This window comes from uncultured Tateyamaria sp. (assembly GCF_947496075.1).
Lineage (GTDB): Bacteria > Pseudomonadota > Alphaproteobacteria > Rhodobacterales > Rhodobacteraceae > Tateyamaria.
The window spans coordinates 948,002-972,599 of record NZ_CANMBJ010000002.1; the positions used below are offsets into that span (position 1 = coordinate 948,002).

Consider the following 24,598-nt stretch of genomic DNA (forward strand, 5'->3'; position numbering starts at 1 on the left):
AAGATGTTGTCACGACCACGTGTCGATCACCCTATGTCATCACACCGGAATGCGATGCCGCGTGACTGAATAAAGTTTTCTTTCTCGTTTTTAGGTCGACCGCTTCAATCCCCGGGCTTGTCCGCTGCAGGGGCTTGATCGGTCATCTCTTGTGCGGCCTGCGTTGCCGCCGCGGCAATGGTGGCCTTGTCCTCTTCCGTCAGCTTGTCCTGATCCGTGAGGTTCGGGATGGCGACCCGCACCTCGCGCCGTGCAAACTCGAGGCCGTTTTCTTCGAACGCCTTGTTGACGCGGTTGTAGATTTCCTTGCGCAGCACGAATTGTGTGCCGGGTTTGGCCATGAACTTGCCCCGGATCACGATGCCCACGTCGTCGAACTCGAACACGCCTTGGGATTTGAAGGGTTGCAGGAAGTCGTCCTTGAACTGGTCCAGGGCCATCATGTCTTGCCCGATTTTCTTGAACAGTTTGCGGACCTTTTCGGGGTCCGTGCCAAAGGGAACGGTGAAGCGCAGCTTCATGATCACCCAGTCGCGGCTGAAATTGGTAATCTTGGGGATTTCGCCATAGGGCAGGGTATGCACGGGGCCCTTGTGGTGGCGCAATTGCATCGACCGGATCGAGATCTTTTCGACCGTGCCCATGGTGCCATCCACTTCGACATATTCGCCGGTGCGGAAGGCGTCATCGACCAGGAAAAAGATACCCGACACAACGTCTGTCACCAGTTTCTGGGCACCGAAGCCGATGGCGAGGCCGACGATACCGGCACCTGCCAGCAGTGGCGTCGTGTCCACCCCGATGTTGCTGAGCCCCAGCAAGAGGAACAGGACGATGATGGTTGCCTGGCTGACGCCGAGGATCAGGGGCAACACGGTCGACAGGCGCGATCCGCCTGCGCCGCCGCCATCGCCGGTGTCTTCCGTGTCAGGATCGTAGCCTGATGCCGTTTGTTCCGCGGCCAGCTTGCGGTTGATGATGAGCGAGACGACCTCGTAGACGAGATAGCCGATTGCGATGATCATCAGGAATTCGATCAGGCTGGCGGCGAAGCGTTCGCCAACACCGGCCGAGGCGAGCGTTGTCGGTGTCATGCCCCAGAAGCCCGCGATCGAGATCAGCACGATACCGAACACGATGACCCGACCGATGCGGATATAGGACCGTTTCGTCGCCACATATGCGCGTTGGGCCACCGCCCCTTCGCCCGTCATGGGTGGGGCCAGCCGCCGCACAAGGCCACGGATCGCTGTATCCATGGCAGGTGCGAAGAGCAGGAGGGTCATTGTCTTGTAGTGGGGGGCACTGCGTAGCACTGAGAAGTCACCGTAGCTGACCACGATGTTGACCACCCACCATGTCCCCATGGCCGCAGCGATGGCGAAATAGGGAAAGGCGCGCGCGATGCGTTCTTCGACAGGGCTGACGTCAGGATCGGCGCCGCGCATCATGCGTACCATGGCGTCGCGGTAACGCCAGACGATCATGGCCACGTAGACATGCACCGAAAGGTTGATCCAGAAGCCGATGCGGGATTCACCCATGGGAACGCCATTGGCAGCATTGAACGGGATGATGGACGCGCCAAACCCGATCAGGAGTGCAAGCCAGAACATGTGGAAGACGATGGCGCGTGCAACCTCGTCCGTGGCGTGCACGATCCGGTAGGCGGGCGCTGTGGGCGCCATGAAGAATCGCCCGACCGCGATGGCCAACCGAGGCAGGCCGACGAGGTTGAAACCGAACAAGGTGATGAATGGATGGTAGTAGGGTGGCACAACGAGGTTCGTCAGTGCAATCGCGGCTGCGATAAAGACCCCCACTGCGGCCAGTTCGCTGAGCAATCGGATAAAGAGCAGGGACAGAGTGGACCGCAAGTTGGCATCCTGATCCGCCTGTTCGGGCAGGATCAGCCATCTGCGAATAAAGCGCCGGAACACCAGTTCGATCAACAGCGCTCCGATTGTGACCAGAACGAAGAAGCCTGCGGTCGCTAGCAGACCATTTGTACCGACGAAGTTACCGAAATTCGAAAACGCCTTGGCCTGGCTACTGAACAGGATCGGCACGCGTTCGACCGACTCCGTGATCGTGCCGAATGCACCTGTCGTTAAGTGGTACAGGAATTCGCCAATACCCGCGTCTTCCTGTTCAGGAACAGCTTGCGCGTTCAGCTGATCCAGCAGCAACTCGCGGACCTGCGTGTCGGACAGCCGGGAAATCAGAGCGTTTGCGGCGTCTTCGGTCAGAGGGTCGGGCAGTTCGGGGACTGTTTCACTGGAAGATGAGCTGCTTCCCGTGACGGACAGGCCCTGTGCGGATGCGCCAACAGCAATGGACAATGAGAGAGCGAACACAATTGTCCGCAGCAGGAAATTCATCAAAAACATGGGCCCCCCGGCGCAAAGTCTTTTTCTCCGGCATGACCGGAAAAGGGATTCGTTGCAACGTGGAGATAAAAAAAGGCCGAGCGCGAAGCTCGGCCAAGTCCAACAGGGAGGTATGAAGATGGCGCGATATGCGCCGTGTATCTTCAATAGGCGAGGTAGGGATGCAAATGCCCCCGATCAAGGCACTTTCTGCACGCGCAAAGGCATGGCAGGTATGCATTTTTCGCATATCTCAGGGATTTTCTTTTTTCCTCAACATTTTACGGTACGCGATGATCTCTTCCTGCACGAAGTCCCGGAAGGCGGCGATCCGCTTGGATTGGCGCAATTCTTCTGGGTACGCCAAAAAAACAGGCACATCAGCAGATTCAATCTCGGGTAGCACGCGGACGAGTCGCGGATCGTCCAGTGAGACGTAGTCGGGCAGGATGCCAAGGCCGAGATCCTGAAGCACCCCCTGCAACACGCCGAAGTAGTTGTTCACTGTCAGAAGGGACCGCACTTCGTAGGTCAGCAAGTGCTGCACGAGGCTGCTGCCTGCGCCCACCTGGGCCGAGTTCACGTTCTGGCAGATCAGGCGGTGATGGATCAGGTCTTCGGGCGTGTTGGGTGTGCCATTGGCATCAAGATAAGCCTGTGTGGCGAACACCTGCATCTTGACCGTCATAAGACGCTTTCGGATCAGGTCGGCCTGGCTGGGTTCTTTCATGCGGATGGCCACGTCGGCCTCGCGCATGGGCAGGTCGAGCACGCGCTCTTCGAGCATGAGATCGACCCGGAGGTCCGGGTATTGTTCGTAGAGCTTGACCAGACGCGGGGCCAGCCACAGCGTGCCGAAGCCGATTGTGGTCGTGACGCGCAGATCGCCAAACACTTCTTCTTCGCTGTCGCGGATGCGGGCGCTTGCCGTGTCGAGCCGCTTGTTCATCGCGGTCGTCGCATCAAACAGCAACTCGCCCTGTTCCGTCAGGATCAGCCCGCGTGCATGGCGGTGAAACAAGGTGGCGTTCAGCGATTCTTCGAGCCCGCGGATTTGCCGGGACACGGCGGATTGGCTCAGATTCAGCTTGTCACCTGCGTGAGTCAGGCTGCCCGCGTCTGCGACCGCGTGAAATATCCGTAACTTATCCCAGTCCATTTGCACCACTTTCGTAACGTTTGCGCTACCGTATCCGAAATAGTCTCTTTTCACATCGCTTGCATGACCGGAACCGGGAACGCACGAAAAATTTTCTGGTAAGGTCAGAGTGTGTGACCTATTATTCAACTGAGAATATGCAAGACTGATCACGGCAGGGGAGGCCAGCGATGAGCACGCAAAAGATTTCCTTGAACGACCGCTACGATCTTGAAAAGAGCCCCGTTTTGCTGAACGGCACACAGGCGCTTGTGCGCCTGATGCTGATACAGAAGGCGCGAGATACCGCTGCGGGGCTGAATACTGCCGGCCTGGTGACTGGATATCGCGGCTCTCCGCTGGGGGCTGTGGACATGCAGATGACGCGGGCGCTGAAGCAGCTTGCCGCGCATGACGTGACATTTCAGCCGGGGCTGAACGAGGATTTGGCAGCGACTGCCCTATGGGGCGCGCAGCAGGCCGAGTTGCGGGGCGAGGGCAAGTTCGATGGTGTCTACGGTTTGTGGTACGGTAAGGGGCCGGGGGTCGACCGCTCTGGCGATGCGTTCAAACACGCCAACATGGCTGGATCGTCGAAACATGGCGGTGTGCTGGTCGCCATGGGGGACGACCACACTGGCGAAAGCTCGACCGTGTTACACCAGTCCGAATGGGCGCTGATTGATGCCTACATGCCTGTTGTCTCTCCGGCAGGTGTGCAGGAAATCATGGATTACGGTGTCTATGGTTGGGCGCTGAGCCGGTTTTCGGGGCTGTGGGTTGGTCTGAAGACTATGAAGGACACGGTGGAGGCCACCAGTGTCGTGGATGGCGACCCGCATCGCATGGCCATCAAGGTGCCAGACTACCAACTGCCCGAGGGCGGATTAAACATTCGTTTGGTGGATACGCCGACGGAACAAGAAACGCGGATGATTGACCACAAACGCTTTGCGGCAGAGGCTTTTTCGCGCGCCAACCGCATGGACAAGCGGATTTGGGGCAAGGCGGGCGCCAAGATCGGCTTTGTCGCTGCGGGCAAGAACTGGTTGGATTTGGTTCACGCTTTGAACCTGCTCAACATAGATGAGAACGAAGCCGAGCGGCTGGGCATCACGACCTACAAGGTGGGGCAGACTTTTCCGCTGGACATGCAGGGCTTCCACGACTGGGCCGAAGGCTTGGACCTGATCGTTGTGGTCGAGGAAAAGCGCAAGCTGATCGAGGTACAGATCAAGGAGGCCATCTTTGACGACCGGCGCGGGCGCCGCGTTTATGGCTGGTACAAGGGCGGGGCCGGTGGACTGCACCGTGAAGAGTTGTTCCCGACGCGTGGGGCGCTAGATCCCATTTGGATTGCAGAGAAGCTGGGCGGTATTCTGGTCGAAGAGGGCCGCAACACAGACGGCATCAAGGCGGGGCTTGCCAAGCTGGACGAGGCGCGCCGGTCCGACAATGCTGAGGATATTGCGGCGCGCTTGCCTTACTTTTGTTCGGGCTGTCCGCACAATTCATCGACCAAGGTGCCCGAGGGGTCGCGGGCCTATGCGGGCATCGGCTGTCACTACATGGTGCAGTGGATGGACCGCGAGACCATCGGGTATACCCATATGGGGGCCGAGGGCGCGAACTGGATCGGCGAGGCGCCGTTTTCGACACGCGATCATGTGTTTCAGAATATAGGCGACGGGACTTATAACCACTCGGGCGTGCAGGCCATTCGCGCAGCTTTGGCTGCCGGAACCAACATCACTTACAAGATCCTGTACAACGACGCTGTTGCCATGACGGGTGGGCAGGGGAATGAGGGTGGCCTTGATCCCTACCGCATCGTCGATGAAGTCCGAGCGATGGGGTGTGAGCATGTCGCCGTTGTCTATGACGAAAAGGAAGACGTGGATGTCTCGCGCTTTCCTACGGGTGTGCCGACCCATGAGCGGGCGGAGTTGCCGCTGGTTCAAGAGCGCTTTGCTAAGACTGAAGGCGTGAGTGCCATCGTTTATGTGCAGACTTGTGCGGCCGAGAAGCGTCGGCGCCGCAAGCGCGGCACCTTTCCGGACATCGACAAGCGTGTGTTCATCAACACGGATGTGTGCGAGGGCTGCGGCGATTGTGGCGTGCAGTCGAACTGTGTCTCCATCGTGCCGAAAGAGACCGAGCTGGGCCGGAAGCGGGCGATTGACCAGTCCTCTTGCAACAAGGATTTTTCCTGCCTCAAAGGGTTCTGCCCCAGCTTTGTGACGCTGGAAGGGGCGCAGGTGAAGAAGGCGGCGACAACCGAGTTGCATCTGCCCGACCTGCCGATGCCGCAGCTGCCCGAGATCAAGGGTACGTGGAACGTAGTCATCACGGGCGTCGGGGGCACGGGTGTTGTTACCATTGGTGCGGTCATGGCGCAGGCGGCCCATATCGACGGTAAAGGTGCCGGGATGATGGAGATGGCGGGCCTCGCCCAGAAGGGCGGTGCGGTGCACATCCATTGCCGTTTGGCGAATGATCCTGCCGATATCAGTGCCATTCGGGTTGCTACGGGCGAGTGTGACGCACTGATTGGCGGCGACCTGGTGGTCAGCGCTGGGGCCAAGACGCTTGGCCTGACCAGCGCTGGGCGCACGGGCGCGGTGGTGAACAGTCATGAGATCATCACCGGGGATTTCACCCGTGATACAGAGTTTGCGCTGCCGTCTGATCGACTATCCCTTGCGCTGGAAGCGCGTCTGCGCGACCGGGTAGATATGTTCGATGCGTCCGATCTGGCCAAGGCCACGATGGGCGACAGCATCTTTTCCAACATGATGATCTTTGGCGCGGCGTGGCAGCGGGGCTTGGTGCCGTTGACCCATGACGCCATCGTGGCGGCGATTGATCTGAACGGTGCGGCGGTTGAGCGCAACAAACGCGCCTTTGATATCGGGCGCTGGGCGGTGCTGCATGCGGAAGAGGCCGCGCGGATTGCGGAGCCCAAGGTGATCCAGTTGCCGAAATCGCTGGATGAGAAGATCGCCTTCCGGGCGGATCATCTGGTGAAGTATCAGGGCAAGCGTTTGGCCAAGCGGTATCGCAAGCTGGTTGACGGGGTCGAGGACGTCGCCGTGAAGGAGGCGGTGGCCAAGGGCTACCACAAGCTGCTGGCTTACAAGGACGAGTACGAGGTGGCCCGCCTGCATCTGGAAACAGAGGCCAAGGCGCGGGAGCAGTTTGAGGGCGACTTCACCATGAAGTTCCACCTGGCCCCGCCGATGCTGTCAAAGGACGGTCCGGATGGGCGGCCTGTGAAGAAGGAATATGGGCCGGGCATGATGCGCAACTTCCGCATTTTGGCGAAGTTGAAGGGACTGCGCGGAACACCGTTGGATATTTTTGGGCGGACGGAAGAGCGCAAGATGGAACGGGCGCTGATCAAGCAGTACGAGGCGGATATAAAGGCGGTCTTGCCCAAGCTTGATGAGGGGACCCGCGATGCGATTGTGGCACTGGCGGCGCTTCCGCTCGACATTCGGGGCTTTGGTCCGGTCAAGCAGGCGAACGAGGCGAAGGCGGCCAAGCGGCGCGAGGAGTTGTTGTCCGTTATTCGGGCAGGAGGGCCAGAACAGGCCAAGGCGGCTGAGTGATCGCGTCACACCTGCGTCATATGGGCTAGGCAGGATTGCGCGCACCCCGTAAAACGGGTGCCTAGTACCGTCATCAGGCAGAACACCATGCCCAACCGTCAGCAACGCGAAATTACGCGCGAGATCAGCTATTCCCACTCGGCCGAGACCAAGGGCGGACGGGCGTTGATCCGTATCCTTGAAAACACGACCGGGCGCCTGCGGCTGATCAAGCGGGCGCAGGGCTACGAACACGAGGTGGCGGCGGGCCGTGATTTCTGGGCCGTGATGGTTGAGCGCTATGGTCTGTCGCTGAATGTCGTTGCGGGCAGTTTGGACAACATCCCGCGTGACAAGCCGCTTATTCTAATTGCGAACCATCCCTATGGCATTCTGGATGGTTTGATGATGGGACATATCCTGTCGACCATCCGGGGTGATTTTCGGATCATGGCGAACTCGGTTTTCAAGAAGGCCGAGGAGTTGAACAGGGTTCTGTTGCCCATCAGCTTTGACGACACACGCGAGGCCATGGCGCTGAACGTGGCGACCCGCAAGGAGGCGTTGCGCTATCTTGGCGACGGCGGAGCGATTGGCATCTTTCCCGGTGGGACTGTCAGCACGGCAGCAAAGCCGTTTTCGCGGCCCATGGACCCCGGTTGGCGCAGTTTTACCGCGCGCATGGTGGCGAAATCCGAGGCAACGGTTGTGCCGCTCTACTTCGATGGACACACCAGCCGCATGTTCCAGATTGCCAGCCATCTGCACAATACGCTGCGCCTTGGCTTGCTGATCAAAGAGTTCAAGAAGCGGGTGGATACGCCCGTGGATGTGGTGATTGGGGACCCTATCGGCAGGGATGTGCTTAACCCGATGGCGCAGCATCCCAAACAGATGATGGAATTCCTGCGCAAAGCCACGTATGAGCTGAATCCGAACCCGGTGAAGATGTTTGACCTGGGATATGAGTTCGAAGAGCGGCACCGCACGTGAGCCGCGAGAGGTGCTGCATGGCAGTTGGTATTTTCGATTCCGGTTTGGGCGGTTTGACCGTGCTGGATGCTGCGCAAAAGCGGCTGCCGGATGTGGATTTCGTGTACCTCGCCGACAGTGCCAATGCACCTTACGGTGTGCGGACGGCCGACAATATCTATGACCTGACGACTGCGGCTGTGCAGCGCCTGTTCGATGCGGGCTGCGATCTGGTGATCTTGGCCTGCAATACGGCCTCTGCAGCGGCTTTGCGCCGGATGCAGGAAAGGTGGGTGCCCTCTGACAAACGTGTGCTGGGTGTTTTTGTGCCAATGATCGAAGCACTGACCGAGCGTCAGTGGGGAGACAATTCTCCGCCGCGCGAGGTCGGGGTGCAGCATGTGGCGTTGTTTGCAACGCCTGCCACCGTAGCGAGCCGCGCGTTTCAGCGCGAGCTGGCCTTTCGCGCGATTGGCGTCGATGTCGAAGCGCAGGCCTGTGGGGGCGTTGTGGATGCCATCGAGGATGGCGACATGATTTTGGCGGATGCGCTGGTGCGGTCCCATGTGGATGCGCTGAAGCGTAAGATGCCCGAGCCGCAGGCCGCCATTCTGGGCTGTACCCACTATCCGCTGATGCAGGACGAGTTTCAGGACGCGCTGGGCGCGGATGTGGCTGTGTATTCGCAAGCCGGTTTGGTGGGCGAGAGCCTGGCCGACTATCTGCAGCGTCACCCTGACAAGATGGGCAGTGGTGCGTCGGGGTATCTGACCACCGGTGATCCCAAGACCGTCAGCCAGCGCGCCACGCAATTCTTGCGACGACAGATCACGTTTGAAGCCGCCTGATCTGACACTTTATTCAAGAAGACCGACATGACCTATAACATCGCTATTCTGGGCGCTTCCGGCTACACGGGCGCTGAATTGATCCGGCTGATTGCTGGGCACTCTTCCATTGAAATCAAGGCTTTGGGTGCGTTCTCTAAAGCTGGGCAGACTGTTGCGCAGGTCTATCCTCACTTACGTCATCTGGATCTGCCGCCCATGGTCGCCTTTGACCAGATCGACTGGGCGGGGATTGACCTGTGTTTCTGTGCCTTGCCGCACAAGACGAGCCAAGAGGTGATCTCGGGCTTGCCGCGCGATCTGCGGATCATTGATCTGAGCGCGGATTTCCGGCTGCGCGACCCGGAGGCCTATCAGAAGTGGTACGGCAACCCGCATTCGGCGGTCGAGATGCAGGGCGAAGCTGTCTATGGCCTGACCGAGTTTTATCGCGATGAAATTACTGCCGCGCGGTTGGTGGCTGGCACGGGGTGCAACGCTGCCACGGGACAGTTTGCGTTGCGGCCATTGATTTCGGCGGGCGTGATTGATCTGGATGACATCATTCTTGACCTCAAGGCGGCCGTGTCTGGCGCGGGGCGGGCGTTGAAAGAGAATTTGCTGCATGCCGAGTTGAGCGAAGGGTATCACGCCTATGCCACGGGCGGCGCGCACCGGCATTTGGGCGAGTTTGACCAGGAGTTTTCCAAGGTTGCGGGGCGGGATGTGCATATCCAGTTCCAGCCGCATCTGATCCCTGCAAACCGGGGGATTCTGGGCACGGCCTACGTGAAGGGCGAGGCACAGGCGATTTATGACACGCTGGCAGCGGCTTATGAGGCGGAACCGTTCATCGAAGTGCTGCCCATGGGCGAGGTGCCCAGCACCCGGCACGTGCGCGGATCGAACTTCTGTCATATCGGCGTCGCGGCGGATCGGTTGCCGGGGCGGACCGTGGTTGTGGCTGCCCTCGACAATTTGACCAAGGGATCGTCGGGGCAGGCGTTGCAAAATGCCAATCTGATGTTAGGTATTCCAGAGACTGAAGGGCTGTTGATGGCCCCGTTGTTCCCGTGATGTGAGCCCATGAAAAGTCTGAAGAAGCAGCGCCGAATCCAGATCATCGCCCTCGCGGCGGTCGCACTGACGGTTTCGACGGTGCTGATTGGCTATGCCATGCGCGACGGTATCAACTTTTTTCGGGCGCCCAGTCAGATTATGGCGGAACCGCCTGGTCCAAACGAGGTGTTCCGCATTGGCGGACTGGTCGCTGAAGGGTCGTTGATACGTGGCCAGGGCGAGTCGATTCGCTTTGAAGTGACCGATGGCGGCGCAACGGTGCCCGTTGTGTTTACAGGTGTGTTGCCGGATCTTTTTGAAGAGAACCAAGGCATGGTTGGGACCGGATCGTACATCAACGGCGTATTTGAAGCCTCTGAAATTCTTGCGAAACACGATGAGACCTATATGCCTGCGGAGGTCGTCGATGCGCTCAAGGCGCAAGGTGTCTACAAAGAGCCCGACACGTAGCGTTCGGTCAAGTTAAAGCCCGTTAACCGACATCACAGCAGTCTTCCCATCACATCTACGGGAAGGGCTGGCCGATGCAGAGTGTCCGAGACATTGCAGAAGAGATTGTGGGCCGCGAGGGCGGATTCGTGAATGATCCGGATGATCCGGGCGGCGCCACGAAGTTTGGTGTCACGATCCACACAATGGAGCGCTTGGGTCTTGATCTGGACCGGGATGGCGATGTGGACGTGCGCGATGTGCGCCGTCTGAGCCGTGCGCAAGCAGTGGATATTTTCGTCACGCATTACTTCGAGCGGCCACGAATTGCAGCATTGCCGGAACCACTGCACGCCACCGTCTTTGACATGTATGTCAACGCCGGTGCCAATGCGATCAAGATATTGCAGCGTTTGCTGAATACGATGGGGCATGCCGTTGTGGTGGATGGGGCGCTGGGACCTCAGAGCATCGGGGCCACGCGCGCAGCCTATGACGCCGCCCCTGATCATCTGGTTGATGCTTACGGTATTGCGCGGCGCAACTATTACTTCCGCATCGCTGACAATCGGCCCGCTAGCCGCAAATACGCGCGCAGCCGTGCAGGCGGGAAGGGTGGCTGGATCAAGCGGGCGGAGGAGTTCATCGCCCCGCGCTTTCATCTGACAGAGACGCAGTTTCGGGAAAGGGTTGCGGCATGGGGCTGATGCAGGGGTTGTTCGCGCTGCTGTTCGGCGGTGATCGTAATGTGGTGAAGGACACGGTTGAGGTGTTCCGGGAGAATGCCGAGGCTGGATCGGCACGGGCCCATGAGGTTCAAATTCAGGCGATGCGCGAGTTGGGGGCCGAGTTTGCGGTGCCGCGCGTGGGTTGGTTTGACCGCGTGATGGACGGGATCAACCGCTTGCCACGTCCGGCGCTGGCTTTGGGGACCCTGGGCTTGTTCGTGTCGGCCATGGTGGCGCCCTTGTGGTTTGCGGAACGTATGCAGGGGATTGCGCTGGTGCCTGAGCCGCTGTGGTGGCTGTTGGGTGTGATCGTGTCGTTCTATTTCGGCGCCCGCCATCAGGTTAAGGCGCAGCAGTTTCAGCGCGAGATCGTGCAGACGATGTCGCATGTTCCACAGGTGATGGAGAATGTCTCGGCCCTTCGGAAGATGCGGCATGACGGGATTGGTGCGGCTGCGACGGACGGTGATGCGCGGCTGACTGTCGCGTCGTTGGCGCGGGGCGAGAATGCGGCACTTGACGAGTGGCGTGCTGCGGCGTGATCCAAAGGCCGCTTGCGCGACGACGCTCTTCAGGGGCTCTGCCCCCGCCTGCGGCGTCCCCGTCGTATTTATTGTCAGAAGAAACGCAGTTTCTGGCGATGTCGTGATGCGACATAAACGGCATACCCATTGGCGGCGGGCATAGGGCGTCATATAACCGAGACATGATTACAGAGCTCGGTCACTTCGCCCTCGTCCTCGCCTTTCTGATTGCCATTGTTCAGGCTGTTGTCCCGTTGGTCGGCGCATGGCGGCGCGATGCGCGCTGGATGGCGGTTGCGGAACCTGCGGCGTCAGCTCAGTTCCTGCTGATTGCCTTTTCCTTTGCGGCGCTGATGTGGGCGTTCATCGTCTCGGATTTCTCTTTGCGGCTGGTGGTGCTGAACAGCCATTCGGCAAAGCCGATGCTCTACAAAATCTCGGGCACATGGGGGAACCACGAAGGCTCCATGCTGCTTTGGGTGCTGATCGTGGCCCTGTTCGGCGCGATGGCCGCGTGGTTTGGGGACAATCTGCCGCCCACGCTGCGCGCACGGGTGCTGGCGGTTCAGGGGGCGATTGGTGTCGCCTTTCTTGCCTTCATCCTGTTCACATCGAATCCGTTTCTACGTTTGGCCGTGCCGCCCTTTGACGGGCAGGATTTGAACCCGCTGTTGCAGGACCCCGGTTTGGCCTTCCACCCGCCGTTTCTGTATCTGGGCTATGTTGGCCTGAGCATGGCGTTTTCCTTTGCCGTCGCTGCGTTGATCGAAGGCCGTGTAGATGCGGCCTGGGGCCGTTGGGTGCGACCCTGGACGCTGGCGGCCTGGGTTTTTCTGACCATTGGAATCGCGCTGGGATCCTGGTGGGCCTATTACGAGCTGGGTTGGGGCGGCTTCTGGTTCTGGGACCCGGTCGAGAACGCGTCTTTCATGCCATGGCTGCTGGCGGCAGCGCTGCTGCATTCGGCCATCGTGGTTGAGAAACGCGAGAGCCTGAAATCATGGACCATCCTGCTGGCGATCCTTGCCTTTGGGTTTTCGTTGATCGGCACGTTTATCGTGCGCTCTGGCTTGCTGACCTCGGTCCACGCCTTTGCCAATGATCCCGAGCGTGGTGTGTTCATCCTGATGATCATGGGCTTTTTCATGGGAGGCGCGTTGCTGCTGTTTGCGCTGCGCGCGGGTACCATGGAGGCGCGGGGCGTGTTTGGCATGGTCAGCCGCGAAAGTGCACTGATTGCCAACAACCTGCTGCTTGCGGTCAGTTGTTTTGTGGTTTTCGTAGGTACGATGTGGCCGCTGGTGGCCGAGATGTTTTTTGACCGGAAGTTGAGTGTTGGTCCGCCTTTCTTCAACATGGCGTTTACACCGTTCATGGTGATCCTTGGTTTGATCTTGCCGATCGGCGCGATGATCCCGTGGAAGCGGGGGCAGATCTCGAAAGCGGTGCGGCCGCTGCGCTATGTCTTTGTGTTGGCCTTGGCCTTTGGTGGGTTGGCCTGGGCGATGAACACAGGCAAGCCGTTGACTGGCCCACTGGGTGCGTTCCTTGGCGCGTGGCTGGTGATGGGGGCAATGGTCGATCTTGCGTCTCGGACCGGGAAGAAATTTGATTTCGGACGGCTTTGGCGCCTTCCGCGGGCGGATTGGGGCAAGACGGTTGCCCATGCTGGCCTGGGTGTCACGATGATTGGTGTTGCGGGCCTGACGGCTTGGCAAACCGAAGACATCCGTGTCGCCCAGATTGGGGAGCAATTCAATGTCGGTGGATATGATTTGACCCTTGATGCCGTCGAGGATGTGGAAGGACCGAACTACCTGTCCACGATGGCCTCTATCACGCTGTCACGAAACGGGAGTGAGATTGCGCAGCTGCGCCCCGAGAAACGTATCTATCCGGTGGCGCAGATGCCCACGACCGAAGCCGGGATCGATTATGATTTGGCTCGGGATGTGTATGTTGTGATCGGTGACGCCCAGCAGGGCGGCGGTTGGGCAGTGCGGACGTATATCAAGCCGTTGACCAACTGGATCTGGATTGGTTGTGCACTGATGTCCCTGGGAGGGCTCTTGTCACTGAGCGACCGGCGCTTCCGTGTGGCCGTTGGGGCGCGCAAGGTTCAGGCGGTGCCTGCGGAATGAAGCGGCTTGTTGTTCTTTTCTGGATGGTTCTGAGCACAGCAGCACTGGCGCTTGATCCGTCTGAAATGCTTGAAGACCCCGAGCAAGAGGCACGCGCCCGTTCGTTGGATCATGCGCTGCGCTGCGTGGTTTGCCAGTCCGAATCCGTTGCATCGTCGAATGCACAGTGGGCCATTGATGCGCGGCAGGTCATTCGCGAGCAGGTGGCGGAGGGACAGAGCAACGCGCAGATTGTTGATTTCTTTGTCGAACGCTACGGAGAGTTCGTGTTGATGACGCCCCGCACATCTGGGTCCAACTGGATGTTGTGGGCGGCTGGGCCGCTGATGTTCCTTTTGGCCGCTGGCATCGGTTTTGGCTATTTGCGCGGACGCAGTCGTGCGCCTGTCACCACAGAAGCCGGGTTGAGCGATGAGGAAACCCGTCGTTTGCGCGAGATTATGGACGAGTAACGGCGCGTCGGGGCTTTTCTAAACTGATCGGTTTGATATTGAGGATCGGAACCTGAAGGGACACCGGCCATGAATTACGAGACGCTCACCTACGCAATGGAAGATGGCGCGGCGATCATCACGCTGAACAGGCCCGACGTGATGAATGCGCTGACGACGCAGATGCGAGCGGAGATCGAGGTGGCCGTTACCCATGCAGGCAAGACGGCGCGCGTTGTGGTGTTGACTGGTGCCGGGCGTGCCTTTTGCTCGGGTCAGGATTTGGGGGATCGCGCCAATGCGTCCAACCTGGATTTGGAACGCACATTGCGCGACGAATACACACCGATGTTGAATGCGATTGTTGACTGCCCCGTACCCACTGTGGCTGTGGTCAATGGTGCGGCCGCCGGGGCAGGGGCGAACCTTGCACTGGCATGCGATGTAGTGATCGCATCAGAAAGCGCGTATTTTCTGCAAGCCTTTACCCGGATCGGCCTGATCCCGGATGCGGGGGGGACCTATGTGCTGCCGCGTACGATGGGTATGGCCAAGGCCATTGGGGCCGCGCTGTTTGCCGAAAAGATCACGGCCCGCCAAGCGGACGCATGGGGCATGATCTGGGAAGCCGTGGCGGATGAGGGGTTCGAGGATCACTGGAAAGCGCGTGTCGCGCATCTGGCGAATGGTCCGACCAAGGCCTTTGCCGCCGCCAAGCGCGTGATCCGCGCAAGCTGGGGCAACGACCTTGAGGCACAGATGGCATCAGAAGCGTCCGAGCAGGGCGATTGCGGTCAAAGCCGTGACTTCCGTGAGGGCGTGCTGGCCTTTGTCGAGAAGCGCAAGCCGAGTTTCGAGGGGCGCTGACCCGCGCGGGATCAGCACCCCCGCGGATCAGACCGTTGTGTTGGGGTCGAGAACCGAGACAGGGATACCGGCGATAAAGCCGATGTCGTCCGTTGACAGCGATCCTGCTGCCCCGTTCACAATCGTAACAGGTTGACCATTCAGGGCGACAATTGCGTCGTCACCTGCTGTCAGGACAGAAACGCTTGCTGGTGTCGCGGCATCTGGATCATCCAGAATGAAGATAAAGTCTTCTCCAGGGACATAGTCCGTGATGGTGCTCGGGCCCTGATCTCCGGACAGGGCATCCGCGAAAATCCCGAACTCATCCTCGCCCTCGCCACCGGTTGCGATATCTCCGCTTCCGATGAGTAGTGCGTCATTGCCGTCACCGCCGTTCAGTGTATCGGCGGCGTTGTCTTCCGCGTCGCCCACGTCAAGCAGGACGTCGTCCAAGTCTTCCAGCCCGGCGGCTTCGACAAAGCTCAGCGTCCCATCCCGCAAACCGACCAATTCAAATTCTGACAGGTCAATCTCGGCCAAGTCGCCGCCCATGATCAAGTCAGTGCCGCCGCCGCCCTCAAGTGAATCGGCGCCGGTACCGCCAACCAACGTGTCTTCTCCGAACCCGGCCGCAATGGTGTCACTGCCGTCGCCGCCTTCAAGCCAGTCCCGACCGAGACTGCCTGTCAGCCTGTCATCGCCGCCGCGACCTTGTGCAAAGTCGTCGCCTTGGCCGCTGGCAATTGTATCATCGCCTCCGCCGCCGATGATCACATCGTCATCCGCTTGGCCTAGAAGTTGGTCATCACCAGCGTCGCCCACAATGCGGTCGTCACCTGCGCCGCCTTCGATCGTGTCCGAAGATGCATCACCGTTGATTATGTCTTGACCATCGCCGCCGATCAGAAGGTCCGTCCCTTCTGTCCCGTTGATGATCTCTGAATCTTCGGTGCCGGTGACTTCTACACCGTCTGGCTCTGTGACCGAGTTGCTTGAACTGTCGTCGTCATCATCCACAAGACTAACGATCAGGCCAATGCCCAGCAACGTCAGAAGAGTAAAACCAATTACCATAACAACACCCCCCAGTGTTTTGTCTTTTTTGGAGCGGTGGTGCGTCTTCTGTCAAGCAGATATGGGCATTGTCGACGGCGACGAAACGATGCGGGAAAACAGATTGAATTGACCGAAAAAAAGCCCCGCACTGGGCGGGGCTTTTCCTTGGATCAGCGGTTTTCGATGTCCACGTAATCGCGGGACGTTTCGCCCAGATACAACTGGCGCGGGCGGCCAATCTTGTTCTGCGGATCTGCGATCATTTCTTTCCACTGCGAGATCCAGCCCACCGTCCGCGACATCGCAAAGATTGGTGTGAACATCGACGTGGGGAAGCCCATCGCTTCGAGGATAATGCCGGAATAGAAGTCCACGTTCGGGAACAGCTTCTTCTCGGCGAAGTACGGATCCTCCAGCGCCTGTTTTTCAAGTTCCTTGGCAACTTGCAGGATCGGGTTGTTGTCGACCCCCAAGAGCTCCAGAACCTCGTCGGCCGACTGCTTCATCACCGTCGCACGGGGATCGAAGTTCTTGTAGACGCGGTGGCCGAAACCCATCAGGCGGAACGGATCGTTCTTGTCCTTGGCGCGGGCAATGAATTCGGGGATGCGGTCGACGCTGCCGATTTCCTTGAGCATCTCGAGGCATGCCTGGTTTGCACCGCCATGGGCCGGGCCCCAGAGGCAGGCGATACCGGCCGCGATACACGCAAACGGGTTGGCACCCGAGGACGACGCCAGACGCACAGTCGAGGTCGAGGCGTTCTGTTCGTGATCGGCATGCAGGGTAAAGATGCGGTCCATGGCACGGGACAGGATCGGGTTGACCTCATAGTCCTCGGCGGGGACGGCGAAGCACATGCGCAGGAAGTTCGACGCATAATCCAGATCGTTGCGCGGATAGATGAACGGCTGGCCGATCGAGAATTTGTAGGCCCAGGCGGCAATCGTCGGCATCTTGGCGATCAGGCGGATCGAGGCGACCTCGCGCTGGTGGGCGTCGTGGATGTCGGTGCTGTCGTGGTAGAAGGCCGACATCGCCCCAACCACGCCGGTCATGATCGCCATAGGGTGCGCGTCCCGGCGGAAGCCGCGGTAGAAATACACCATCTGCTCGTGCAGCATGGTGTGGTTTGTCACGAGGCTTTCGAATTCTTCCAATTGTGCGGCTGACGGCAATTCACCATAGAGCAGCAGGTAGCACACTTCGAGATAGTGCGATTTGCCAGCCAGTTGATCAATGGGATAGCCACGGTGCAGTAGCACGCCCTTGTCCCCGTCGATGAAGGTGATGGTGCTGTCGCAGCTGGCGGTCGAGGTATAGCCGGGGTCATAGGTGAACACACCCGCCTGGCCATAGAGTTTGCGGATATCCAGCACATCGGGGCCCGCGGTGGGCGAGTGGATTGGCAGATCGAAGCTGTCGTCACCAATTGTCAGGGTTGCGGATTTTTGGGTATCGGCCATCAGGGTCGTTCCTTTCGTCGCGTGGCGGGCATGCCCGCCTTGGGCCGCGGTAGACCCGCGTGCCCATCGTTAGACTGCGCACCATGAACGATTGATGAACCTCGTCAGGCGGCAGCATCCTCAAGCCTTGCAAGGGTTTCTTCGCGCCCCAGCACCAGCATCATGTCAAAGACCGAAGGCGTTACGGCCCGACCCGCAAGGGCGGCCCGCAACGGGCCTGCCAGCTTGCCGAATTTCGTGTCCTGTGACGCAGCAAAATCGTTCAGGACCGCCTCCAAACTGTCACGGGACCAAGTAACGGTTTGCAACTGCGGCGTCAATTGCGACAGTATACTACGGGATACCGTATCAAGCGCTTTTGATGCCTTTTCATCCGGTGCGATTGGCCGCTCTGTCAGAACAAAATGCGCTTTTTCAAGCAGTTCTGGCAAGGTCTTTGCCCGTTCCTTGACGTGGGGTAGCGCGTTCAACAACCCATCTTTCTGCGATTGTTTCAGAGGTTCCTTGCCCGCAGCCTTCAAAAAGTTCTCAATTTCTTGCTGCAACGCAGCGTCTTCGGTCTGCGCGATGTGCTGACCGCTGAGGTTTTCAAGCTTCTTTACGTCGAAGCGGGCGGGGCTTTTCCCGATGCCGCCAAGGTCAAACCACTCCTTTGCCTGCGCATCGGTAAAGAACTCGTCGTCGCCGTGGCTCCATCCCAGGCGAGCAAGGTAATTGCGCATACCGGCGGCGGGATACCCCATGACCTGATACTCTTGCGCACCAAGCGCACCGTGCCGTTTCGACAATTTTTTACCGTCTGGCCCGTGGATGAGTGGGATATGCGCCCAGACGGGAACATCCCAGCCCATGGCATCATAGATCATCATCTGTCGGGCGGCGTTATTCAGATGATCGTCGCCGCGGATCACGTGCGTGACCCCCATGTCGTGATCATCCACCACGACGGCAAGCATGTAGACGGGCGTGCCGTCAGCGCGCAGCAGAACCATGTCGTCCAGTTGGTCATTCCGAATGGTCACATCACCTTGGACTTCGTCACTGATCACGGTCGCGCCTTCCTGAGGCGCCTTGATCCGAACAACGAACGGCGTATCGGGGTGTGTGGCGGGGTCAGCGTCGCGCCAGGGTGAACGGAAAAGGGTCGATTTGCCTTCGGCCCGCGCGGTTTCGCGGAAGGCTGCAATCTCTTCCTGCGTCGAGAAGCATTTGTACGCTTTGCCTTCTGCCAGAAGCTGATGCGCGACCTCTGCATGGCGGTCAGCGTTTGCGAACTGGCTGGTCGCCTCGCCATCGTGGTCAAGCCCGAGCCACGCCATCCCATCGAAGATTGCTTGTGTTGCTTCCGGGGTGGAGCGCGCGCGATCGGTATCTTCGATCCGTAGCAGGAAGGTTCCGCCGCGCCCCCGCGCGTACAGCCAGTTGAACAGCGCCGTGCGTGCACTGCCGATGTGCAGGAACCCCGTGGGTGAAGGGGCAAAGCGGGTGACGACGGGTTGTGACATGGTGTGCGTTTACCTTTGTTTAACCACGGTGGGTCTACGGTTTGCGCTCCTGATACTCACCATGGGCGAGAGGGGCAAGCATGGGGCATGGCCTGGGATTTCGCCACGTGATGCTGATCCAGCGCGGCCACCTGTTTGGATGGTGTCCGGTTGGAATGGCCTGCGGGATTGCGCTGTTTTTCGGATTACGGTTTGAGCCATCGGTGGCCTTGATCCTGAGTGTCGGGGGGGCGGGGGCCGGTGCTGCGTTTCTGTCCCGGCGCATTGGCGAGGTGATGTCACCTGCGTTCGTGTTCCTGACAATGATTGCTCTTGGCTTTGTCCTGGCCGGATGGCGGGCGCATTCCGTGGCTGGTCCGGTGCTGGACTGGCGCTATTACGGGCCAGTTGAGGGACGCATCGTTGGTATGGATCGCAGTGCATCTGATGCTGTGCGCCTGACCCTGGATCACGTCAAGCTGGACCGCGTTGCCCCGTCGGATACGCCAAGACGGGTGCGCATTTCATTACATGACAAATCTGATCTGGGTGTGACGCCGGAACCCGGTTTGCGGGTGATGACCACCGCGCATCTTGGGCCTCCGGGTGGCCCGGTGGAGCCCGGAGGTTTCGATTTCCAACGCCATGCGTGGTTCGCAGAACTGGGTGCGGTCGGTTACACTCGCGTGCCTTTGCTTGCCATCAGCATGGCGGAATTCGATCTGCGCCAGACAGTCTTCCGTATCCGCATGACTGTTTCGACCCATGTACGGGCGATCCTGCCTGGGGATGTGGGCGGGTTCGCGGCGGCTGTGACCACGGGGGATCGCAGCGGGATCAGCCAGAATGCCTTGCAAGACCTGCGAGCCTCAAACACGGCGCATTTGCTGGCGATTTCGGGGCTGCATATGGGCCTGCTGTCGGGCTTTGTATTCGGTCTGCTGCGCCTGCTCTTTGCCTTGATACCACGCATTGCACTGTATTGGCCTGCTCGAAAAATGGCCGCCGTGGGCGCTTTGATCGCGGCTTCGGTCTATCTTGCTTTGTCCGGAGGAAATGTAGCGACCGAGCGTGCCTTTGTTATGGTAGCGGTGGCCCTCTGTGCGGTGCTGGTCAATCGGCGTGCCCTCAGCCTGCGGGCGGTGGCCATGGCCGCGTTGATTGTTTTGACTTTACGACCAGAGGCGTTGATGGGCCCCGGCTTCCAGATGTCCTTTGCCGCCACCACCGCACTTGTCGCTGTCTTTGGCTGGATCCGCGATCTTGATTGGTCGCTAGGTCCGAAATGGTTGCAGCCTGTATTGGGGGTTGTGATCTCTTCGGCTGTGGCAGGGCTTGCGACGGCACCCATCGGTGCCGCGCATTTCAACACGATGGCGCATTACGGGCTAATTGCGAACCTCGCAAGTGTGCCGCTCATGGGCACGCTTGTGATTCCGGCGGCGGTTTTGGCGCTGGTGCTGGCACCTGTTGGCCTTGATGGCATCGGTTTGTGGTTGATGGGTCTGGGGTTGCGTTGGATTCTTTGGGTTGCCGATACAGTGTCCGGGTTGGAGGGGGCACAGGGTTACGTGGCGGGGCCGGGTCCAGCCGTGTTGCCCTTGATGGCTTTGGGCATGCTCTTTGTGATCCTTTGGCAGGGGCGTGTGCGCTTTGCAGGGGGGGCCGCCGTCGCTCTTGCTTTCTTGCTTTGGCAAACAGGATCGCGCCCGCAGGTGTTGGTGGCCGATACGGGCGGTATCGTGGGCCTCATGACCGATGAAGGGCGCGCCTTGAGCAAAGCCAAGGGCGCGGGGTTTGTCGCGCGCAACTGGTTGGAAAACGATGGGGAGGGGATTGAACAAGAAGATGCCGCAGCGCGCTGGAAAGAGGGGAGCGGTCCCCGGATCGTGCACCTGAGTGGCAAACGCGCGGCTGCGGGATTTTCTGGCTGCGCGAAGGGCGACATTGTTGTCAGCAACACGGAGCTGCTCGACGCTGCAAACCTTCCGTGTCTTGTGCTATCCCCACCCATTCTGCGGCGCACCGGTGCCATTGCCTTTGTGGAAACAGGGGGCGGGTTGCGTATTCGCACAGCGCGTGACGTTGCCGGGGATCGCATGTGGTCTGGCTGGGCCAAAGCCCCACCACCCGAACTGACAAGGCTTTTCGAAAACAATTGGGCTGTTGCGGAAAACAAGTAAGGCGGACCATTGGTCCGCCCTACGACACACATTCTGTGCGGTGATCGTAACGAGTAAGGCGCACGTGTCGTGCGCCCTTGTTCAATAGGTGCGGATCAAACCAACGAGCCGCCCTTGCACCTTGACTTGTCCCACGGGGAAAACACGTGTCTCGTAGGCTGGGTTTGCCGCTTCAAGCGCAATCGTATCACCCTTGCGCATGTAGCGCTTCAACGTTGCCTCGTGGTCTTCGACAAGTGCCACAACGATGTCGCCGTTGTCCGCCGTTGATGTTTCGCGAATGACCACGACATCGCCGTCATTGATGCCTGCATCGATCATCGAGTCGCCCTTGACCTCAAGCGCATAGTGATCGCCCTGTCCCGAAAGCATCTGTCCGGGCACAGCCACGGAGTGCGAGACCTCTGATATTGCAGAGATTGGCACCCCGGCGGCAATCCGGCCCATAACAGGCAAATTTATCGCGTCTGCGGTCTCAACAGGACGGGCAGCAGCCGGGGGCGGCGCGTCAGGTTTGTCGCCATCGATGACCCGGGGCTGGAAGCCGCTCGGGGCACCGCCCAGACTTTCAGGCAGCCGCACAACTTCGATGGCACGGGCGCGGTGGGCGAGGCGGCGAATGAAGCCGCGTTCCTCAAGCGCCGTGATCAGGCGGTGGATGCCCGACTTGGACCGCAGGTCCAACGCCTCTTTCATCTCGTCAAAGCTGGGGGGAACCCCGTCGCGCTGCACCCGTTTATGAATGAATTCGAGCAGATCCAGCTGCTTCTTTGTCAACACTGTTCGTCCTCCAAGCCCATTTTGTTTGGGTTTGTTCTACGGACGTTCCCCTTTTGTGTCAACGGGTCAGGTCAAATCTACCACATCCACCAGATCACCGGCGTTACGGGGCGGATCATTTGGCGCGCGCACGATAAGGGCATTTGCGTTGGCCAGCACACTTAACAATGAACTGTCCTGCAGCCCGGCATCTTCTACGGCACCATTCCGGACCCGCCCGCGCATGTAATGCTCGCGCGGGCCATTTGCGCCAAGTGGCGCAGAGAGCGGCATCAGGTGACGTGTGGCGGGAGCCCGGCCCAACCCTTGCATTGCGCGGATCATCGGAGCCAGAAAAACAGTACCACACACCATGGCGGACACTGGATTTCCCGGAAGGCCAACCATGGGCGTGCCGTGCAGTCGTCCCGCCATCAGCGGTTTGCCAGGGCGCATCGCGACTTTGTAGAAACTGCGCTCCATACCCAACTCGCCTGCAACATGGCCAACCAGGTCATGATCGCCGACCGATGCGCCACCAATGGTGACGATCAGATCAGCGCCCTTTGCCAGGCTGAACACGGTTGTCAGGGATGCGGCGCTGTCACGTGCAATCGGCAATAGGCGGGGTATCGCCCCAAGCCGTCTAAGCATCGCAGCCAGGCCGAACGTGTTCGATGCGATAATCTGATCCGGGCCGGGGTCTTCGCCAGGCATAACCAACTCGTCACCTGTTGCGATCAGTGCCACGACCGGTGCGCGCCGAACGGCAACTTGCGGCACGTTCATCGACGCTAAAAGCGCAATGTCGGCCGGGGCGAGGATGCGGGGGGCGTCGAGCGTGTCCCCTTCAGAGAAGTCGATGCCAGCGGGACGGATGTTGTCTTTTGTGCCGGGATCGTCCGTGATCGTGATCAGATCGCCGCTGCGTGTGACGTCTTCCTGGATGACAACCTTATCCGCTCCATCGGGCACTGGCGCGCCAGTAAAGATGCGCACGGCTTGACCGGCGCCGACGGTCCCGTTCCATCCATGTCCAGCGGCGGCTTCACCCACCACTTTGAACTGCGCGTGCAAATCTGCCTCGACCGCCTTGAGCGCGTAGCCATCCATTGAAGATGCGGCAAAGGGCGGTTGGGTGCGCTGCGAAGCGACGGGTTCAGCCAGCACCCGACCATCCGCTTCAAGAAGGGGCACATGTTCGGTCGGCATTTCGTCCGCAAGGTCGAACAGGTTTTCCAGCGCTTGGGTGACGGTGATCATGTCGCCTCGTAGCGCCCAGACTTCCCGCCATCTTTCAGAACGACGCGCAGACCGCCGATCTCCATGCCTTTGTCGACGGCCTTGGCCATGTCGTAGACCGTGAGAGCGGCGGTGGAGGCGGCGGTCAGCGCTTCCATCTCGACACCGGTTTGGCCGGTTGTCTTCACAGTGGCCGTGATACGCAGACCCGGCAGGGCGGCGTCAGGGGTCAGATCAACGGACACTTTGGTTATGGGCAGCGGATGGCACAGCGGGATCAGGTCAGCAGTGCGCTTGGCCCCCATGATCCCGGCCAGACGTGCAACCCCGATGACATCACCCTTTTTTGCGCGTCCTTCGGTAATGATATCAAAGGTTTCCGGCTTCATCTTCACCCATGTTTCAGCCACGGCGATGCGGTCAGTGACATCCTTGTCAGACACATCGACCATGTGGGCCGCACCCTGATCGTCGAAATGCGTAAGTGCCATTACATCCCCCCTCCGGCAGTGAGCGGGTTGGCGAGCAAGGTTCGCGTGGCAGCGGCCACGTCGTCCTGCCGCATCAGGCTTTCCCCAATCAGGAAGGTTCGAGCACCGTACATGGCAAGATCAGCGAGGTCGGCCGGTGTGTTGAGACCGCTTTCGGCCACGATGGTCCGATCGGCTGGCACCTGTTTGGACAGGGTACGAGTGGTGTCGAGCGTCACCTCGAATGTCTTGAGGTTGCGGTTGTTGATGCCCATGAGCGGGCTTTTCAGAGCCGCAGCGCGCTCAAGCTCTTCCGCGTCGTGCACTTCTAGCAGCACGTCCATGCCCCATTCCATCGCCGCTTCTTCCAGCTCGTGGGCCTGTGCATCACTGACTGATGCCATGATGATCAGGATGCAATCGGCCCCAAGTGCGCGCGCTTCGGCCACCTGATAGGTGTCGTACATGAAATCCTTGCGCAAAGCGGGCAGGGCGCAGGCGTTGCGGGCTTGTGTCAGGAACTCTTTGGCGCCCTGAAAACTTGGGGTATCCGTCAGGACCGATAGGCATGTGGCGCCGCCGTCTTCGTAGGCTTTCGCGAGCTCCGCCGGATCAAAATCCGCCCGGATCAGGCCTTTGGACGGGCTGGCTTTTTTGATCTCGGCAATCAGGCCATAGGCTTCGCGGTTCGCAACCTGCAGCGCATTTGCAAACGGGCGCACGGGGGACGCTTCACGTGCCTCCGCTTCCACGGCTTCGAGCGGTTTGGACGCCTTGTCGGCCGCCACTTCCTCAAGTTTGTAGGCTTTGATTTTGTCGAGGATCGTATCGGTCATCTGGCGCGCTTTTTGTCTGACGGT

20 protein-coding genes are annotated in these 24,598 nt (G+C 59.6%); 11 read left to right on the forward strand and 9 right to left on the reverse strand.

Features of this window, described 5'->3' with window-relative positions:
- Positions 1 to 104: 104 nt before the first annotated feature.
- Both Q1A51_RS08705 and Q1A51_RS08710 read right to left on the reverse strand, forming a co-directional pair.
- Positions 105 to 2,390 carry a mechanosensitive ion channel family protein gene (locus tag Q1A51_RS08705; protein ID WP_299597269.1) on the reverse strand — a complete coding sequence of 762 codons (2,286 nt, stop codon included), beginning with the start codon at positions 2,388 to 2,390 and terminating at the stop codon, positions 105 to 107.
- A gap of 232 nt (positions 2,391 to 2,622) precedes the next feature.
- Positions 2,623 to 3,528, reverse strand: a complete 906-nt coding sequence (locus tag Q1A51_RS08710; protein ID WP_299200413.1) for a LysR family transcriptional regulator — start codon at positions 3,526 to 3,528, stop codon at positions 2,623 to 2,625.
- A gap of 170 nt (positions 3,529 to 3,698) precedes the next feature.
- On the opposite strand from Q1A51_RS08710, the gene Q1A51_RS08715 reads away from it, so the two are divergent.
- The 10 genes from Q1A51_RS08715 to Q1A51_RS08760 all read left to right on the forward strand — a co-directional run bounded on the left by Q1A51_RS08715 (position 3,699) and on the right by Q1A51_RS08760 (position 15,096).
- Complete coding sequence (locus Q1A51_RS08715) at positions 3,699 to 7,118, forward strand: indolepyruvate ferredoxin oxidoreductase family protein (protein ID WP_299597265.1); 3,420 nt, start codon at positions 3,699 to 3,701, stop codon at positions 7,116 to 7,118.
- Between the two features lie 87 nt (positions 7,119 to 7,205).
- Positions 7,206 to 8,090 carry a lysophospholipid acyltransferase family protein gene (locus Q1A51_RS08720; RefSeq protein WP_299597262.1) on the forward strand — a complete coding sequence of 295 codons (885 nt, stop codon included), beginning with the start codon at positions 7,206 to 7,208 and terminating at the stop codon, positions 8,088 to 8,090.
- A gap of 17 nt (positions 8,091 to 8,107) precedes the next feature.
- Positions 8,108 to 8,917, forward strand: a complete 810-nt coding sequence (locus Q1A51_RS08725) for an aspartate/glutamate racemase family protein (protein ID WP_299597259.1) — start codon at positions 8,108 to 8,110, stop codon at positions 8,915 to 8,917.
- Between the two features lie 27 nt (positions 8,918 to 8,944).
- Positions 8,945 to 9,973 carry an N-acetyl-gamma-glutamyl-phosphate reductase gene (gene argC, locus Q1A51_RS08730; protein ID WP_299597256.1) on the forward strand — a complete coding sequence of 343 codons (1,029 nt, stop codon included), beginning with the start codon at positions 8,945 to 8,947 and terminating at the stop codon, positions 9,971 to 9,973.
- Between the two features lie 9 nt (positions 9,974 to 9,982).
- Positions 9,983 to 10,426, forward strand: a complete 444-nt coding sequence (gene ccmE, locus Q1A51_RS08735; RefSeq protein WP_299200365.1) for a cytochrome c maturation protein CcmE — start codon at positions 9,983 to 9,985, stop codon at positions 10,424 to 10,426.
- A gap of 74 nt (positions 10,427 to 10,500) precedes the next feature.
- On the forward strand, positions 10,501 to 11,112 hold the full coding sequence (locus tag Q1A51_RS08740) for a holin-associated N-acetylmuramidase (RefSeq protein WP_299597252.1): 612 nt from the start codon (positions 10,501 to 10,503) through the stop codon (positions 11,110 to 11,112).
- On the forward strand, positions 11,103 to 11,675 hold the full coding sequence (locus tag Q1A51_RS08745; RefSeq protein ID WP_299597249.1) for a holin family protein: 573 nt from the start codon (positions 11,103 to 11,105) through the stop codon (positions 11,673 to 11,675). Before Q1A51_RS08740 ends, Q1A51_RS08745 begins: the two co-directional genes overlap by 10 nt.
- 164 nt (positions 11,676 to 11,839) lie before the next feature.
- Positions 11,840 to 13,798 (forward strand): heme lyase CcmF/NrfE family subunit, encoded by a 1,959-nt coding sequence (locus tag Q1A51_RS08750; protein WP_299200341.1) that lies wholly within the window; start codon positions 11,840 to 11,842, stop codon positions 13,796 to 13,798.
- Positions 13,795 to 14,250 (forward strand): cytochrome c-type biogenesis protein, encoded by a 456-nt coding sequence (locus Q1A51_RS08755; RefSeq protein WP_299200333.1) that lies wholly within the window; start codon positions 13,795 to 13,797, stop codon positions 14,248 to 14,250. Before Q1A51_RS08750 ends, Q1A51_RS08755 begins: the two co-directional genes overlap by 4 nt.
- 69 nt (positions 14,251 to 14,319) lie before the next feature.
- Positions 14,320 to 15,096 carry an enoyl-CoA hydratase-related protein gene (locus tag Q1A51_RS08760; RefSeq protein ID WP_299200324.1) on the forward strand — a complete coding sequence of 259 codons (777 nt, stop codon included), beginning with the start codon at positions 14,320 to 14,322 and terminating at the stop codon, positions 15,094 to 15,096.
- A gap of 27 nt (positions 15,097 to 15,123) precedes the next feature.
- Here Q1A51_RS08760 and Q1A51_RS08765 read toward each other — a convergent pair whose 3' ends face one another.
- The 3 genes from Q1A51_RS08765 to gltX all read right to left on the reverse strand — a co-directional run bounded on the left by Q1A51_RS08765 (position 15,124) and on the right by gltX (position 19,105).
- A complete protein-coding gene (locus Q1A51_RS08765; RefSeq protein WP_299597244.1) occupies positions 15,124 to 16,152 on the reverse strand; it encodes a calcium-binding protein in 1,029 nt (342 codons plus the stop codon).
- A 152-nt stretch (positions 16,153 to 16,304) separates the two neighbouring features.
- Entirely contained in the window at positions 16,305 to 17,600 is a 1,296-nt protein-coding gene (gltA, locus tag Q1A51_RS08770) for a citrate synthase (protein ID WP_299200312.1), read from the reverse strand.
- A 104-nt stretch (positions 17,601 to 17,704) separates the two neighbouring features.
- Positions 17,705 to 19,105, reverse strand: a complete 1,401-nt coding sequence (gltX, locus tag Q1A51_RS08775) for a glutamate--tRNA ligase (RefSeq protein WP_299597241.1) — start codon at positions 19,103 to 19,105, stop codon at positions 17,705 to 17,707.
- Positions 19,106 to 19,185: 80 nt separating this feature from the next.
- Between gltX and Q1A51_RS08780 the strand changes: the two genes are divergently transcribed.
- Positions 19,186 to 21,267, forward strand: coding sequence for a ComEC/Rec2 family competence protein (locus tag Q1A51_RS08780; RefSeq protein ID WP_299597238.1), 2,082 nt, complete (start codon positions 19,186 to 19,188; stop codon positions 21,265 to 21,267).
- Between the two features lie 81 nt (positions 21,268 to 21,348).
- Here the strand turns inward: Q1A51_RS08780 and lexA are convergent, their stop codons facing one another.
- From lexA to trpC, 4 genes are all read right to left on the reverse strand, one after another.
- Positions 21,349 to 22,047: a transcriptional repressor LexA gene (lexA, locus tag Q1A51_RS08785; RefSeq protein ID WP_299200288.1), complete on the reverse strand. Its 699-nt coding sequence runs from the start codon at positions 22,045 to 22,047 to the stop codon at positions 21,349 to 21,351.
- Positions 22,048 to 22,113: 66 nt separating this feature from the next.
- Entirely contained in the window at positions 22,114 to 23,289 is a 1,176-nt protein-coding gene (gene glp, locus Q1A51_RS08790; protein WP_299597234.1) for a gephyrin-like molybdotransferase Glp, read from the reverse strand.
- Positions 23,286 to 23,759: a cyclic pyranopterin monophosphate synthase MoaC gene (moaC, locus tag Q1A51_RS08795; protein WP_299597232.1), complete on the reverse strand. Its 474-nt coding sequence runs from the start codon at positions 23,757 to 23,759 to the stop codon at positions 23,286 to 23,288. Before moaC ends, glp begins: the two co-directional genes overlap by 4 nt.
- Positions 23,759 to 24,574 (reverse strand): indole-3-glycerol phosphate synthase TrpC, encoded by an 816-nt coding sequence (trpC, locus tag Q1A51_RS08800; RefSeq protein WP_299597229.1) that lies wholly within the window; start codon positions 24,572 to 24,574, stop codon positions 23,759 to 23,761. Before trpC ends, moaC begins: the two co-directional genes overlap by 1 nt.
- Positions 24,575 to 24,598 lie beyond the last annotated feature (24 nt).

Coding starts and splice junctions, on each gene's coding strand:
- argC (WP_299597256.1), top strand. CDS start 8,945: ATGACCTATAACATCGCTATTCTGGGCGCTTCCGGCTACACGGGCGCT.
- Q1A51_RS08705 (WP_299597269.1), bottom strand. CDS start 2,390: ATGTTTTTGATGAATTTCCTGCTGCGGACAATTGTGTTCGCTCTCTCA.
- Q1A51_RS08745 (WP_299597249.1), top strand. CDS start 11,103: ATGGGGCTGATGCAGGGGTTGTTCGCGCTGCTGTTCGGCGGTGATCGT.
- ccmE (WP_299200365.1), top strand. CDS start 9,983: ATGAAAAGTCTGAAGAAGCAGCGCCGAATCCAGATCATCGCCCTCGCG.
- trpC (WP_299597229.1), bottom strand. CDS start 24,574: ATGACCGATACGATCCTCGACAAAATCAAAGCCTACAAACTTGAGGAA.
- Q1A51_RS08780 (WP_299597238.1), top strand. CDS start 19,186: ATGGGGCATGGCCTGGGATTTCGCCACGTGATGCTGATCCAGCGCGGC.
- gltX (WP_299597241.1), bottom strand. CDS start 19,105: ATGTCACAACCCGTCGTCACCCGCTTTGCCCCTTCACCCACGGGGTTC.
- Q1A51_RS08715 (WP_299597265.1), top strand. CDS start 3,699: ATGAGCACGCAAAAGATTTCCTTGAACGACCGCTACGATCTTGAAAAG.
- glp (WP_299597234.1), bottom strand. CDS start 23,289: ATGATCACCGTCACCCAAGCGCTGGAAAACCTGTTCGACCTTGCGGAC.
- Q1A51_RS08750 (WP_299200341.1), top strand. CDS start 11,840: ATGATTACAGAGCTCGGTCACTTCGCCCTCGTCCTCGCCTTTCTGATT.
- Q1A51_RS08725 (WP_299597259.1), top strand. CDS start 8,108: ATGGCAGTTGGTATTTTCGATTCCGGTTTGGGCGGTTTGACCGTGCTG.
- Q1A51_RS08765 (WP_299597244.1), bottom strand. CDS start 16,152: ATGGTAATTGGTTTTACTCTTCTGACGTTGCTGGGCATTGGCCTGATC.
- Q1A51_RS08760 (WP_299200324.1), top strand. CDS start 14,320: ATGAATTACGAGACGCTCACCTACGCAATGGAAGATGGCGCGGCGATC.
- moaC (WP_299597232.1), bottom strand. CDS start 23,759: ATGGCACTTACGCATTTCGACGATCAGGGTGCGGCCCACATGGTCGAT.
- Q1A51_RS08710 (WP_299200413.1), bottom strand. CDS start 3,528: ATGGACTGGGATAAGTTACGGATATTTCACGCGGTCGCAGACGCGGGC.
- gltA (WP_299200312.1), bottom strand. CDS start 17,600: ATGGCCGATACCCAAAAATCCGCAACCCTGACAATTGGTGACGACAGC.
- Q1A51_RS08755 (WP_299200333.1), top strand. CDS start 13,795: ATGAAGCGGCTTGTTGTTCTTTTCTGGATGGTTCTGAGCACAGCAGCA.
- Q1A51_RS08720 (WP_299597262.1), top strand. CDS start 7,206: ATGCCCAACCGTCAGCAACGCGAAATTACGCGCGAGATCAGCTATTCC.
- Q1A51_RS08740 (WP_299597252.1), top strand. CDS start 10,501: ATGCAGAGTGTCCGAGACATTGCAGAAGAGATTGTGGGCCGCGAGGGC.